Source organism: Pseudomonas sp. X4, assembly GCF_040784925.1.
Classification (GTDB): Bacteria; Pseudomonadota; Gammaproteobacteria; order Pseudomonadales; family Pseudomonadaceae; genus Aquipseudomonas; species Aquipseudomonas putida_Z.
The window spans coordinates 5,109,724-5,123,847 of record NZ_CP160798.1; the positions used below are offsets into that span (position 1 = coordinate 5,109,724).

Here is a 14,124-nt window from a genome sequence, read left to right on the forward strand (position 1 = left end):
AAAAAAATGATTCGGCAGACAGACGGTACTGGGAACCGTCAACTTCGTTGCTACTGTTAATCGGGCGCCACAACTTACTGTTTTATTTCACAAAACCGAAAACTGGCGCCAAGGATCGGTCATGCAGCAGCCTGCCGCCCAACGCCGTTTGCTCATCGTTGACCCCTGCGATGACTGCCACCGTTTGTTGCCTGGATTGCGCAGCGCAGGCTGGGATGTGGACAGTTGCATGCTGGGTGCCGCGCTGGATCATCCTTGCGATGTGGGTCTGTTGCGCTTGCAGGCGTCGCACCTCAGGCGCCCGGACGGGGTCAAGGACTTGATCAAGCGCAGCAACACCGAATGGATTGCCGTGCTCAGCGCCGAACAGTTGCGCATGCCGGCCGTCGGCGATTTCGTTTGTGAATGGTTCTTCGACTTCCACACCTTGCCGTTCGACGTTTCCCGCGTGCAGGTCACCCTGGGCCGGGCCTTCGGCATGGCGCGCCTGCGTGGCAAAGGGCTGGCGAGGGTGGATGAAACCAGCCACGAGCTGCTCGGTGACAGCCGCCCGATCCGCGAGTTGCGCAAGCTGCTGGGCAAGCTGGCGCCTACTGAATCGCCGGTGCTGATCCGCGGTGAAAGCGGCACCGGCAAGGAACTGGTGGCCCGCACCCTGCACCGGCAGTCGCAACGCAGCGAACAGCCGTTCATTGCCATCAACTGCGGGGCGATCCCCGAGCACCTGATCCAGTCGGAACTGTTCGGCCATGAGAAGGGCGCCTTCACCGGTGCTCATCAGCGCAAGGCCGGGCGCATCGAAGCGGCCCATGGTGGTACGTTGTTTCTCGACGAAATTGGCGACCTGCCGCTGGAGTTGCAGGCCAACTTGCTGCGCTTTCTGCAGGAAAAGCACATTGAACGCGTGGGGGGCAGCCAGCCGATCCCGGTGGATGTGCGGGTGCTGGCGGCTACCCACGTGGACCTGGAAAGGGCCATTGAGCAAGGGCGTTTTCGCGAAGACCTGTATTACCGCCTGAACGTGTTGCAGGTAGTGACCGCGCCTTTGCGCGACCGGCATGGCGACCTGTCGATGCTGGCCAGTCATTTTGCCCATTTCTACAGCCTGGAAACCGGGCGTCGACCGCGTTCGTTCAGCGACCATGCCCTGGCGGCCATGGGCCGGCATGACTGGCCGGGCAATGTCCGCGAGTTGGCCAACCGGGTGCGGCGCGGGCTGGTGCTGGCCGAAGGCCGGCAAATCGAGGCGCAGGACCTGGGATTGCAGACCCTTGACCAGATGCAGCAACCGCTGGGTACGCTGGAGGAGTACAAGCACCGGGCCGAGCGCCAGGCGCTGTGCGATGTACTCAGCCGGCACAGTGACAACCTGAGCGTGGCGGCCAAGGTGCTAGGTATATCGCGGCCGACTTTCTATCGGTTGCTGCACAAGCATCAGATTCGCTGAGCAGCAGCGCAAAGGTCATGTATTGGCGTGATCCCTGTGGGAGCGGGCATGCCCGCGAAGCAGGCGCCGCGGTGGATGGCACCGGCTACGCCGGTGTTCGCGGGCGTGCCCGCTCCCACACTGACCGTGCAGGCCTCAAGGTCTTTGAGTCAGACCATTGCCTCTACAGGCATGGCGCAAGCCCCTGGGGCCTTGAGCGATCCCCTGTGGGAGCGGGTTCACCCGCGAAGCAGGCGCTGCGGTGGATGGCACCGGCTACGCCGGTGTTCGCGGGCATGCCCGCTCCCACATTGACCGTGCAGGCTTCGAGGTCTTGAGCAAGGCCATTGCCACTACAGGCATCGCGCCACGCCTAGGTCTTGCACGATCCCTGTGGGAGCGGGTTCACCCGCGAAGCAGGCGCTGCGGTGGATGGCACCGGCTGCGCCGGTGTTCGCGGGTAAACCCGCTCCCACACTGACCGTGCAGGCCTCAAGGTCTTTGAGTCAGACCATTGCCTCTACAGGCATGGCGCAAGCCCCGGGGCCTTGAGCGATCCCCTGTGGGAGCGGGCATGCCCGCGAAGCAGGCGCCGCGGTGGATGGCACCGGCTACGCCGGTGTTCGCGGGTAAACCCGCCCACAGGTACTGCACAGGTATGGAGGACTGTGGAGATCCCTGTGGGAGCGGGCGTGCCCGCGAAAGGGCCCTTACCGGCTACCGATCAATGCGGCCCGCGCGGAATGGTCTTCAGCAGGTCTTCCGGGCTGATATGCCCAACCACCTGGGCCACCGCGCTGCCCGGGGTCGGCAGGTCGATGATGTGGCTTTTCATCTTGCCGATCACGTGCATTTCGCACGGCTTGCAGTCGAACTTCAGGGTCAGCACTTCATCACCCTGGATCAGCTGCATCGGCGCCACCTTGGTGCGCACGCCGGTCACGCCCTTGGCCTGCTTGGGGCACAGGTTGAAGGAGAAGCGCAGGCAGTGCTTGGTGATCATCACCGGCACTTCGCCGTGCTCTTCATGGGCCTCGTAGGCCGCGTCGATCAGTTGCACGCCGTGGCGGTGGTAGAAGTCGCGGGCCTTCTGGTTGTACACGTTGGCCAGGAACGACAGGTGCGACTCGGGGTATACCGGCGGTGGCGTGGTCTCGGCCTTGCGCCCGCCACGCGGGTGCGCCTGCACCCGTGCCGCAGTCAGCGCCTCGATGGCTTCGCGGCGCAGGGCCTTGAGCTGCGAGTTGGGGACGAAGTACGCCTGCGGGGCGTCCAGCTCGATGCTGTCGGCGTGGTACATGGTGGTACCCAGCTGGCCGAGCAGGTCGTGCAGCTGGTCCAGCGCCTGCTGCGGCTTGTTGGCCGGGCCGAACGGGCCGTCCAGTGCCAATTGCGCGCTCACGCCTTCCTCGCTGGTGACGGTCAGCGCCAGGCGTTGCTCGCGCAGTACTGCGTGCCATTGCACACCGACGCGGCGCTCGGCCGAGGTGCGTTGCAGGGCTTGCTGCCAGTTGTGGTCTAGGTTGCGCGACAGCGGGTGATTGGGCCGCAGCTTGTGCAGGCCTTCGGGCATTTCGTTGGGCTCGACGCGGTAGCGGTAGCGCTTCTCGCCGTCTTCCTCGAACTCGCCACGCGGTTCGGCGATGTTGGCGCGGAAGCCCACCACTTCGCGCTTGACCAGCACATTGAGGCCGTCGCCGTTGGTCAGCGGCACCTCGGTGACCACCTGCAGGTCACGCTTGCCGACCTTTTCCACCACACCCACCGGCAGGCCGGTGAAGGTTGGCGAGTCGAAGGCGCCGATGTCGACCTTGCGGTCGGTGACGAAGTAGTCGGTGCTGCCGCGGTGGAAGGTCTTGTCCGGGTCGGGCACGAAGAAGTGCTCGGTGCGGCCGCTGGAGGCGCGGGCCAGCTCCGGGCGGCCTTCGAGGATGGCGTCGAGCTCCTTGCGGTAGTGGGCGGTGATGTTCTTCACATAGGCCACATCCTTGTAGCGGCCTTCGATCTTGAACGAGCGCACGCCGGCATCGACCAGGTCGGCCAGGTTGGCGGTCTGGTTGTTGTCCTTCATCGACAGCAGGTGCTTCTCGAACGCGACCACGCGGCCCTGGTCATCCTTCAGGGTGTAGGGCAGGCGGCAGGCTTGCGAGCAGTCGCCGCGGTTGGCACTGCGGCCGGTCTGCGCATGGGAGATGTTGCACTGGCCGGAGAAGGCCACGCACAGCGCACCGTGGATGAAGAACTCGATGGCGGCGTCGGTTTCGGCGGCGATGGCGCGGATCTGCTGCAGGTTCAGCTCACGCGCCAGCACCAGCTGGGAGAAGCCGGCCTGGTCGAGGAACCTGGCCCGTTCCAGGGTGCGTATGTCGGTCTGGGTGCTGGCGTGCAGCTCGATCGGCGGGATATCCAGCTCCATCACCCCCAGGTCCTGCACGATCAGCGCGTCGACACCGGCGTCGTACAGCTGGTGGATCAGCTTGCGCGCGGGCTCCAGCTCGTTGTCGTGGAGGATGGTGTTGATGGTGGTGAACACGCGTGCGTGGTAGCGATGGGCGAACTCGACCAGTTCGGCGATATCGCTGACTTCGTTGCAGGCGTTATGGCGCGCGCCGAAGCTCGGGCCACCGATGTAGATGGCGTCTGCGCCGTGCAGGATCGCTTCGCGAGCGATGGCCACGTCACGGGCAGGGCTGAGCAGTTCCAGGTGATTCTTTGGAAGGGACATGTCGTTATAGGTTCGGGCTGTCACGGTTTAGGCGGGCATTGTAGCGGCGAAACGGGCTGGCGGCATCATCGGGGTGCCGAGAGGTGTATTGCCTGCACCGGCCCTATCGCCGGCAAGCCAGCTCCCACAGGTACTGCACAGGCCTGAGGGCAGCGCGGTCGAGGTGGGAGCTGGCTTGCCGGCGATAGGGCCCTTGAAGGTGAATCAGCGCTTGGCGGCCATTGCGGTCACTTCCACGCGCATGCCTTCGAATGCCAGTGCAGCCACGCCCACGGCGGCGCGTACCGGCCAGGGCTTGCTGAAGAAGCGCTGGTACACCTCGTTGAATGCCGCGCGGTCGGCCATGTCGGTGAGGTAGATGGTCAGGTGCAGCACGCGGTCCATGCCGCTGCCGGCCTTCTCCAGCGCCACTTTCAGCGCCTGCAGGGTGCACTCGCTCTGCTCGACGATGCCGCCCAGTTCCAGGCTGCCATCGGCGTGGGTCGGGATCTGCGTGGTGACCAGCACGCCGTTGTATTCGGCAACGTCGGAGGAAATCGACTCGGCGTCCGGGTCCGGGGTGTAGATGATGTCTGCTTGTGCCATGGTGTGTCTTGCCTTGCTACGGAAGGAAAGCGGCAAGCCTACGCGAGCGCGCCGGCACGGTCGAGGGCACCCCGGTGTTTGAAATGCGCGGCGTTCGCCGTCAGAATCGCGGCCGATTGCAAAGCAGGGGTTTACGTTGAACGAACAGACATTGTCCAGGCGCCTGGAGCGCGTGGCTGCACAAGTACCGCAAGGCGCGCGCCTGGCCGACATCGGCTCGGACCATGGCTACCTGCCGGTGGCCTTGATGCTGCGCGGCGTGCTGGACGCGGCGGTAGCGGGCGAAGTGGCGCAGACGCCGTTTGCTTCGGCCCAGCGCAACGTGCGCAGGAACGGCCTGGAAGGGCGGGTCAGCGTGCGCCTGGCCAATGGCCTGGCAGCGGTCGAGGCGGAAGACCGCATCACGGTGATCAGTATCTGCGGCATGGGTGGCGACACCATGTGCGAAATCCTCGAGGCCGGCAAGCAGCGCCTGGCTGGCGTCACCCGCCTGGTGCTGCAGCCCAATGGCGCCGAGCGCGAATTGCGCCAGTGGCTGGTGGGCAATGGTTACCGGATCGTCAGCGAAGAGCTGCTGCGGGAAAACCGCTTCGATTACGAGATCATCGTCGCCGAGCCGGGCGGGGCGGCGTACACCGCTGAACAGCTGTACTTCGGCCCGGTGCTGGTGCAGGAGAAAAGCGAGGCGTTCCTGGTCAAGTGGCGGCGCATGCTGCGGCAGAAGCAGCAGACCCTGGCCAACTTCGAGCGGGCCCGCGGTGCGGTGCCTCAGGCGAAAATCGACGACTTCAGGCAACAGGTCGGCTGGATCACCGAGGTGCTGGCCTGACTCACTGCTGCGAGCAGTTGCCCATTTCCCGGTAGTCGATTTCGCGCTTCTGGCCCTGGTGGTCGACATACACCATGTGCGCGGTGCCAACCTGGCAGTCGGCGGCGTTGCTGGCCGGAGTGATGGAGATGACCTTGGCCACGTCCAGCGGCATGCCGTATTCGTAGTTGCTGCTGCTGACCGGCTGGTTGCTGCCGGTGTCGGCAAGGGCACCGAACGAGGCGAGAGTAGCGGCAACGGCAAGGACAGCGATCGAACGTTTCATGGCAGGCTCCTTTTTTTCAATGTATGGCTAATGATCCATTCATTGGTCATCCACAATAAATGGGCTAACCCGTGATAGATTCCTGCCTGTAACGCAAGAATAAGACCGAACAAGGAGCACACCTTCATGGACATGCTGCATGCCATGCGTACCTTCGCCCGTGTGGTGGAATGTGGCAGCTTCGCTGCGGCCGCCAATGCCCTGGACATTTCTGCGGCGCAGGTTTCGCGCATCGTTGCCGAGCTGGAAAACCAGCTGCAGACCCGCCTGCTGCACCGCACCACGCGGCGTTTGCGCATGAGCGAGGCTGGCGAGCGGTTTCTCGAGCGCTCGCGGCAGATCATGTTGCTGACCGAAGAGGCGGTGGGCGAAGCCCGTGGCGCGCATCTCACGCCCCGCGGCCACCTGCGTTTGCATTGCCCGCACGGTCTGGGCCTGTTGCTGATGCCGCTGGTGGCCGGCTACAACGCATTGTGCCCAGAGGTGGTGATCGAGCTGACCCTGTCCCAGCGCAACCCCGACCCCCTGGCCGAAGGGCATGACGTGGTGATTACCGTGGACGGGGCGCTGCCGGATTCGCAGCTGATCGCCGTGCCGCTGGGCAACATTTTCAGCATCCCCTGCGCGGCGCCGAGCTACCTGGTGGCCCACGGTGTGCCAGAGTGCCCGGAAGACCTGCACCAGCACCGTTGCCTGCGCATGGCTTATCCGATGTACGAAGGTGACTGGGTGTTCCCGCAAGGGGTGGACCAGTGCGTGATCGCACCGAACGACAGTTTTTCCACCAACGTCGCCGACGCCATGCTGGTGGCCAGCGAGCTGGGCATGGGCATTGGCCTGCTGCCGTTCTACACCGCCAGCCAGGCGATCGAGCAGGGGCGGTTGTGCCGGCTGCTGGCGCCGTATCGCCTGCGCGAGAGCGCGCTGTATGCGATCTACCCGTCACGGCACTATCTGGATGCCAAGGTGCGCACCTGGATCGACTACCTCAAGGAGCAGTTGCCGGCGCTGTTCGAGGGGCATGCGAGGGTGGTGGATGATTCGCGCTATTGGCGATAGCCGAGTGCGGGGCGGTTAACGCTGGCCCTTGTAGGAGCGGCCTTGTGTCGCGATAGGGCCGCAACGCGGCCCCAGGATGTCAGCTTCGATGCACAAATTACTGGGGCCGCCATGCGGCCCTATCGCGACACAAGGCCGCTCCTACAGGTGCTGTGCGTTCAGCTGGTGATCAGCTCAATTCCAGCCAGATCGGCGCATGGTCCGACGGCTTTTCCATCCCGCGCAGTTCATAGTCCACACCCGCCGCCTTGATCCGCGGCACCAGGTGCTGCGAGGCCATGATCAGGTCGATGCGCAGGCCGCGCTTGGGTTCATCCTCGAAACCACGGCTGCGGTAGTCGAACCAGCTGAAGCGGTCGGAAACTTCCGGGTACAGGTGGCGGAAACTGTCCACCAGGCCCCAGCCTTTCAAACGTTCCATCCACTCGCGCTCTTCCGGCAGGAAGCTGCACTTGCCGGTCTTGAGCCAGCGCTTGGCGTTGTCCGGGCCGATGCCGATGTCGCAGTCCTGCGGCGAGATATTCATGTCGCCCATCACCAGCAGTGGCTGGTCGTTGCGGAACTGGCCTTCCAGCAGCGCCTGCAGGTCGCTGTAGAAGCGCTGCTTGGCCGGGAACTTGGTGGGGTGGTCGCGGCTTTCACCCTGGGGGAAGTAGCCGTTCATGATGGTGATCGGGTTGCCATCGGCATCGGCGAAGGTGCCCCAGATGAAGCGGCGCTGGGCGTCTTCTTCATCGCTGGCAAAGCCCTTGTGCAGGCTCAGCGGTGCCTGGCGCGACAGCAGGGCCACGCCATAGTGGCCTTTCTGGCCGTGGTAATGCACGTGGTAGCCCAGCGCCTGCATGTCGGCCAGCGGGAACTGATCGTCGCTGACCTTGGTTTCCTGCAGGCCGATCACGTCCGGCTGGTGCTTTTCGATCAGCGCCGCCAGCTGGTGCGGGCGGGCCCGCAGGCCGTTGATGTTGAAACAGACGATCTTCATGGAAAGATAATCCCGGTAAAAGGCGCGATGCTAGCCGACATCGCTTGCCATCACCAGCATGGCGGCTTCGGGAGCCTGCTGCTAACGTCCTTTCCAGGGCACTGTAAGCCCATTCCAGGAGGACTGCCCGCAATGCCCGAAACCACTGCCACTCCGGCCCGTGTCTGCCTGCTCGATGACGGTTACAGCCGCGAGGCGCGTTCGTTGCTGTACAACGCCTACCGTCACGAACCTACCTTCGCCTATATCTTCGAGGCCCAGCGCCCAGGCTATGAGCGGCGCCTGCGGGTGATGGTGCGCGAGTGGGTACGCCAGCACTTCTACCTGCAACTGCCCGCCATCGGCCTGCTGGTGGAGGACCGCCTGATCGCACTCGCCCTGATCGTGCCGCCGCTGCGCCGGTTGGGCGTGGCCGACAGCTGGGCCTGGCGCCTGCGCATGATGATGGGCACCGGCCTGCGCTGTACGCGCCGTTACATGGACTACCAGGCCGCCCTGGCCACCTGCCTGCCCACCGACGAGGTGCATGTGCTGCCGCTGTTGGGCGTGCACCCGCAATTTCAGGGCAAGCACTACGGCGAGCAATTGTTACAAGCTGTGCATGACTGGTGCGCAGACGACCCTGGTACCCAGGGTGTGGTGCTGGACACCGGCAACGAGCACTATCTGGCCTTTTACCAGCGCCAGGGTTATGAGGAAATTGGCGAGGTGGCTGTAGGACCAATCCGTGAGAGGGTGTTCTTCCATCCCAATCCGGTCTCTTCCAATTCTGCTTTTGCCTGAGCAGACGGCACGGCGGCTCCCTTGAGCGCCCGGCTCTGGTAGCATGCGCCGCATGACGTATTCAGGAAGATTGACCTGGGGCCTGGTTATCTGGGTCGCCAGTTTCGCAGCATGGGGCCAGAGCGAGTTGCTGGTGAAGGTCAAACCGGCCAACAAGGCGCTCAAGGCCAATGTCGAAGGCTATATCGGTACCCTTGGTGACCGCGATGAAGAAGCGCTGCTGCGCTTCAGTCGCGGCGCCCAGGAGCAGGCGCGCAAAGCCGCGCAGGCACTTGGCTACTACCAGGCGCAGATCGACACAGAGGTCAAGCCCGCCAGCGAGGCTGACCGCTCCCCGCAACTGATCATCACCATCGACCCCGGCGAGCCGATTCGCCTGCGCAACGTGACCGTACGCATCGAAGGCCCCGCCAGCGAGATGAAGGCCTTTCGCGTGCCCGACAGCAAGGCCCTGCGCGCGGGCGAACAACTCAACCACGGCCATTACGAGGATGCCAAACGGCTGATCCAGAACCAGGCGTCGCGCTATGGCTTCTTCAGTGGGCGCTTCAGCCGCCAGCGCCTGGCGGTCGACCCCCAGGCGGGTGTGGCCGATATCGAACTGGTCTACCAGAGCGGCCCGCGCTATCACCTGGGCGCCGTCACCTTTGGTGGCGACACACCGCTGGACGACGACCTGCTGCAGCGCATGGTCTCGTTCAAGCCGGGTACACCTTACGACTCGGAACTGATCGCCGAGCTGAACAACGACCTGCAATCGAGCGGCTACTTCGAAGGCGTGCGCGTGGATGCGGCGCCCACCGCCGCCGTGGGCGAAGAAATCCCCGTGGATGTCCGCCTGGAAACCCGCAAGCCGCGCACCATGGGCCTGGGCCTGGGCTTCTCGACTGACGTCGGGCCACGCGGCAAGGCCAACTGGACCCGCCACTGGGTCAACCCGCAGGGCCATAGCTACGGTTGGGAAACCGAACTGTCGGCGCCCCGGCAGAACGTCGGCCTTTGGTACGACATCCCCCTCGACCCGCCGCTGACCGACAAGTTGCGCTTTGCCGGCGGCTACCAGAACGAAGAAATTGCCGGCACCGATACCCTCAGCAAACTGCTGACGGTGGGCCCCGAGTGGCACAGCAAGCTGCCAAGCGGCTGGCAGCGGGTGATTTCCCTCAAGTACCAGCGCGAGGAGTACCGCCTGGGTGATGACTCCGGGCTGAGCAACCTGCTGATGCCTGGGGTGAGTTACTCCTTCCTGCGCAGTGACAACCGCATCGACCCGCATAACGGCTACCGCCTGCAGTTCGATGTGCAGGTGGCCAAGGAAGGGCTGGTCTCGGACACCAACCTGCTGCATGGCAATGTGCTGCTCAAGGGCCTGACCACGCTTGGCCATGACCACCGCTTGCTCGGCCGGGTGCAGTTCGGTGGCAGCGCGACCAATGGCTTCAAGAACAACATTCCGCCGTCGCTGCGCTTCTTCGCCGGTGGCGACCAGAGCGTGCGTGGCTATGACTACCAGACCCTGTCGCCGAAGAACAGCGACGGCGACCGCATTGGCGGGCGCTACCTGGTCGCCGGCAGTGTCGAGTACCAGTATTCGCTGACCGAAAAGTGGCGGCTGGCAACCTTCGTCGACCAGGGCAACTCGTTCAACGACCTGGAGCTGCCAAGCCTCAAGACCGGTGTCGGTTTTGGCGTGCGCTGGGTGTCGCCGGTCGGGCCGCTGCGCCTGGACCTGGCCAAGGCGCTGGATGATGAAGGGGGAATTCGCCTGCACTTTTCCATGGGGCCTGAGCTGTGAAACGCGTGATCAAGTACATTCTGGCGGGCCTGCTCGGGGTCGCCGCAAGCCTGGGCCTGGTACTCGGCCTGCTGCTGGGGACCGAGGCCGGCAGCCGCTGGGTGCTGGGCAAGGTGCCCGGGCTTGAGGTGGCTGACTTCCAGGGCCGCCTGGCAGGTAGCTGGCAAGCCAGCCGGCTGAGCTGGGCCGATGCCGGCAGCACGGTAGAGGTGCAGGCACCGCTGCTGACTTGGTCGCCGGCATGCCTGCTGCGCTCTACCTTGTGCATTGACCAGTTGCAGGCACAGCGCATCGACATGGCCTTTGCGCCCAGCGCCGAATCGGCCGACAGTGGCCCGCTGCAGTTGCCGGCCCTGCGCTTGCCGCTGGCCATCGAACTGGGTGAGGTCAAGGTTGGCCAGTTGCGCCTGGATGGCAGCGACCTGCTTGGCGACTTGCAACTGGCGGCGCACTGGACCAATACCGGGCTGCGCATCGACAGCCTGCACCTGCAGCGCGATGACCTGCAATTGAACCTGCAGGGCGACCTGCAGCCCGAAGCTGACTGGCCGATGCAACTCCAGGCGCAGCTGCAATTGCCAGCGGTGGACGGCAAACCTTGGCAGCTGGCGCTGACCGCCACCGGCGAGCTGCAGAAAACCCTGAAACTCACCGGCACCAGCAGTGGTTACCTTGACGCCAAGCTGAACGGGCAATTTCAGGCGTTGGCCGAGCACCTGCCGGCGACATTGCAGATCCGCTCCGAGGCATTCAAGCCGGCCGCCTCGTTGCCCGACACCGTGCAGTTCAACCAGCTCAAGCTTGACGCCCGGGGCGACCTGCTCAAGGGCTATCAACTGTCGGGGTCGGCCAGCCTGCCGGCCGAGCAGTCGCCGATCGTCTTGCTGTTGTCCGGGCTGGTCGACAGCAAAGGCGCCAGGCTCGATGCCCTGGACCTGAACGCCAGCGATACCCAGCGGGTCAAGTTGCAAGCCACGGCTGACTGGCAGCAAGGCCTGGTCGCCGACGCCCAATTGGACTGGCAGGACTTCCCGTGGCTGCGCCTGTATCAACTGGAGACGCCGCCCGAGGTTACCCTCAAGCGGCTCATGGCCCAGGTGCATTATCGCGATGGCAACTACCAGGGCACCTTCAATGGCGACCTGGATGGCCCGGCCGGCGCGTTCAGCCTGGCCAGCCCGTTCGAAGGTGACCTGAGCCAGGTGAAGCTGCCGCAGTTGGCGCTGAGCGCCGGGCAAGGCAAGGCTGCCGGCAGTGTCGCCGTGCGCTTTGCCGACACCCTGGCATGGGATGTCGACCTGCAGTTGTCGGCGCTTGACCCAGCCTATTGGCTGGCCGAGCTGCCGGGTACCTTGGCGGGGCCGCTGCGCAGCAAAGGCGAGATGAAAGGCGACGCCCTGAGCCTCGATGCCCAGCTTGACCTGAAAGGCCGCCTGCGGGGCCAGCCGGCAATGCTCAAGGTCGAGGCCCAGGGGGCAGGGCAGAGCTGGACCTTGGGCGCCCTGGCAATCCAGCTGGGGGACAACCGCATCAATGGCAGTGGCAGCCTGCAGCAGCGCCTGGCCGGGCGGGTCGACCTCGACCTGCCGCGCCTGGGCCAGTTGTGGCCAAGGTTGCAGGGCCAGGTCAAGGGTCGGCTGGACGTCGCTGGCACCTCGCAGGCCCCGCAAGGTACGCTGACCCTGCAGGGCCAGCGCCTGGCCCAGGCGGAAAACCGCTTGCAGCAGCTGGACCTGGATGCCCGCCTGGACAACGCCCAGCGCGGCGTGATCGAACTCAAGGCCAGCGGCATTCACCTGGGTGACACGGCATTGGGTACCTTGCAGGCCAACGGCAAAGGCGACATTCGCCAGCAAGCGTTGACCCTGGCGCTGGACGGCCCGCAGCTCAAGCTCGACCTCGGCCTGGATGGCCAGTTGAACAAGGGTGACTGGCGTGGGCGCCTGGCCAGTGGGCGAATCCAGGCCGGCGGCCAGGACTGGCAGTTGCAGGCACCGGCGCGCGTGCAGCGGCTGGCCAGCGGCCAGCTGGACTTTGCTGCGCACTGCTGGCGTTCCGGCCAGGCCAGCTTGTGTGGCGACGACCAGCGCCTGGCCCCCGAGCCACGCTTGCGCTACCACCTCAAGCAGTTCCCGCTGGACAGCCTGGCCCAGTGGCTGCCGAAGGACTTCGCCTGGCAGGGCCTGCTCAATGCCGACATCAATCTGGACATCCCGGCCAGTGGCCCCAAGGGCAACATCGTCGTCGACGCCAGTGGCGGTAGCCTGCGCGTGCGCGACAAGGACCGTTGGATCGACTTCCCGTACCAGGCCCTGCGCCTGGACAGCACGCTGGCGCCAAGGCGCATCGATACCCGCCTGGCGTTCCGCGGCGAGCGCCTGGGCGAGCTGAACGTCAACACCCGCCTCGATCCACTGGGCAAGAACAAACCGCTGTCGGGTGATTTTCGCCTGGCCGGCCTCGACCTGTCGGTGGCGCGCCCGTTCGTGCCTATGGTCGAGCGCCTGGCCGGGCAGCTCAATGGCAGTGGCCGGCTGTCGGGCACCTTGCTGGCGCCGCAGGTCAACGGCAACCTGATGCTCAGCGGCGGCGAAGTCAGTGGCGCCGAACTGCCGGTCAGCCTCGAGGACCTGTCATTGCAGGCATTGATTGCCGGCGAGCAGGTACAGCTCAATGGCGGCTGGCGCAGTGGCGAGGCGGGGCGTGGCCAGTTGAATGGCAACCTCACCTGGGGCCAGGCCTTGGGCATGGACCTGCGTCTGCAGGGCCAGCAACTGCCCGTCACGGTCGAACCCTATGCGACGCTGGAAGTTGCCCCGGACCTGACCTTGCGCCTGATCGACGACAAGCTGGCGGTGACCGGCAAGGTACAGGTGCCCAAGGGCACGATCACTGTACGCGAGCTGCCACCGTCCACCGTCAAGGTCTCGGATGACACGGTGATCGTCGGCCACCAGACCGAAGAGGGCAAGCCACCCATGGCGATGGCCATGGACATCGATGTCGAAGTGGGCCGCGACAAGCTTTCGTTCAGTGGCTTTGGCCTCAAGGCCAATCTGCTCGGCCATGTGCACATCGGCGACAACCTCGACACCCGTGGCGAGCTGAGCCTGGCCGACGGCCGCTACCGTGCCTACGGCCAGCGCCTGACCATCCGCCGTGCGCGGCTGCTGTTCGCAGGCCCGATCGACCAGCCGTACCTGGACATCGAAGCGATCCGCAAGGTCGACGACGTGATTGCCGGTATCCGCCTGAGCGGCAGTGCCGAGCAGCCCACCAGCAAAGTGTTCTCGGAGCCGGCCATGAGCCAGGAGCAGGCGCTGTCGTACCTGGTACTGGGGCGGCCTCTGGGCGCGTCCGGCGAAGACAACAACATGCTTGCCGAAGCGGCCTTGGGCCTGGGCCTGGCGGGTAGCGCCGGTATCACCGGCAGCCTGGCCTCGAGCCTGGGTATCGACGACTTCCAGCTGGACACCGAAGGTTCGGGCAATACCACCAGCGTGGTCGCCAGCGGCAACCTCACCGAGAAACTGAGCCTTCGCTATGGGGTAGGGGTGTTCGAGCCTGCGAACACCATTGCATTGCGTTACAAGTTGAGCAAGAAGGTGTACCTCGAGGCTGCCAGCGGGCTGGCCAGCTCACTGGACATTTTCTACAAGCGCGACTTCTGAGCCG

10 protein-coding genes are annotated in these 14,124 nt (G+C 64.9%); 6 read left to right on the forward strand and 4 right to left on the reverse strand.

Annotated elements, in window-relative coordinates; all coding sequences use genetic code 11:
* Positions 1-121: 121 nt before the first annotated feature.
* Positions 122-1,447, forward strand: a complete 1,326-nt coding sequence (locus ABX298_RS22730) for a sigma-54 dependent transcriptional regulator (RefSeq protein WP_075045084.1) — start codon at positions 122-124, stop codon at positions 1,445-1,447.
* A gap of 703 nt (positions 1,448-2,150) precedes the next feature.
* Here the strand turns inward: ABX298_RS22730 and ABX298_RS22735 are convergent.
* Together ABX298_RS22735 and ABX298_RS22740 are read right to left on the reverse strand one after the other, a co-directional pair.
* The gene (locus ABX298_RS22735; RefSeq protein ID WP_075045086.1) at positions 2,151-4,151 is read right to left on the reverse strand and encodes a U32 family peptidase; all 2,001 of its coding nucleotides are present in this window, start codon (positions 4,149-4,151) and stop codon (positions 2,151-2,153) included.
* A 204-nt stretch (positions 4,152-4,355) separates the two neighbouring features.
* A complete protein-coding gene (locus ABX298_RS22740) occupies positions 4,356-4,736 on the reverse strand; it encodes a RidA family protein (protein ID WP_015270613.1) in 381 nt (126 codons plus the stop codon).
* A 136-nt stretch (positions 4,737-4,872) separates the two neighbouring features.
* On the opposite strand from ABX298_RS22740, the gene ABX298_RS22745 reads away from it, so the two are divergent.
* Positions 4,873-5,565 carry a tRNA (adenine(22)-N(1))-methyltransferase TrmK gene (locus ABX298_RS22745; protein WP_075045087.1) on the forward strand — a complete coding sequence of 231 codons (693 nt, stop codon included), beginning with the start codon at positions 4,873-4,875 and terminating at the stop codon, positions 5,563-5,565.
* 1 nt (position 5,566) lies between these two features.
* Here ABX298_RS22745 and ABX298_RS22750 read toward each other — a convergent pair whose 3' ends face one another.
* Positions 5,567-5,830 (reverse strand): DUF2790 domain-containing protein, encoded by a 264-nt coding sequence (locus tag ABX298_RS22750; RefSeq protein ID WP_075045088.1) that lies wholly within the window; start codon positions 5,828-5,830, stop codon positions 5,567-5,569.
* Between the two features lie 126 nt (positions 5,831-5,956).
* Here ABX298_RS22750 and ABX298_RS22755 point away from each other — a divergent pair, with 126 nt between their 5' ends.
* The gene (locus ABX298_RS22755) at positions 5,957-6,889 is read left to right on the forward strand and encodes a LysR family transcriptional regulator (RefSeq protein WP_367393680.1); all 933 of its coding nucleotides are present in this window, start codon (positions 5,957-5,959) and stop codon (positions 6,887-6,889) included.
* 169 nt (positions 6,890-7,058) lie between these two features.
* Here the strand turns inward: ABX298_RS22755 and xthA are convergent, their stop codons facing one another.
* Complete coding sequence (xthA, locus tag ABX298_RS22760; RefSeq protein WP_367393681.1) at positions 7,059-7,871, reverse strand: exodeoxyribonuclease III; 813 nt, start codon at positions 7,869-7,871, stop codon at positions 7,059-7,061.
* A 132-nt stretch (positions 7,872-8,003) separates the two neighbouring features.
* Here xthA and ABX298_RS22765 point away from each other — a divergent pair, with 132 nt between their 5' ends.
* The 3 genes from ABX298_RS22765 to ABX298_RS22775 are packed head-to-tail and all read left to right on the forward strand — an operon-like array spanning position 8,004 to position 14,120.
* Positions 8,004-8,654 carry an N-acetyltransferase gene (locus tag ABX298_RS22765; protein WP_075045090.1) on the forward strand — a complete coding sequence of 217 codons (651 nt, stop codon included), beginning with the start codon at positions 8,004-8,006 and terminating at the stop codon, positions 8,652-8,654.
* Positions 8,655-8,706: 52 nt separating this feature from the next.
* Positions 8,707-10,449, forward strand: a complete 1,743-nt coding sequence (locus tag ABX298_RS22770; RefSeq protein ID WP_085704935.1) for an autotransporter assembly complex family protein — start codon at positions 8,707-8,709, stop codon at positions 10,447-10,449.
* Positions 10,446-14,120, forward strand: a complete 3,675-nt coding sequence (locus tag ABX298_RS22775; protein ID WP_367393682.1) for a translocation/assembly module TamB domain-containing protein — start codon at positions 10,446-10,448, stop codon at positions 14,118-14,120. Before ABX298_RS22770 ends, ABX298_RS22775 begins: the two co-directional genes overlap by 4 nt.
* Positions 14,121-14,124: the final 4 nt, after the last annotated feature.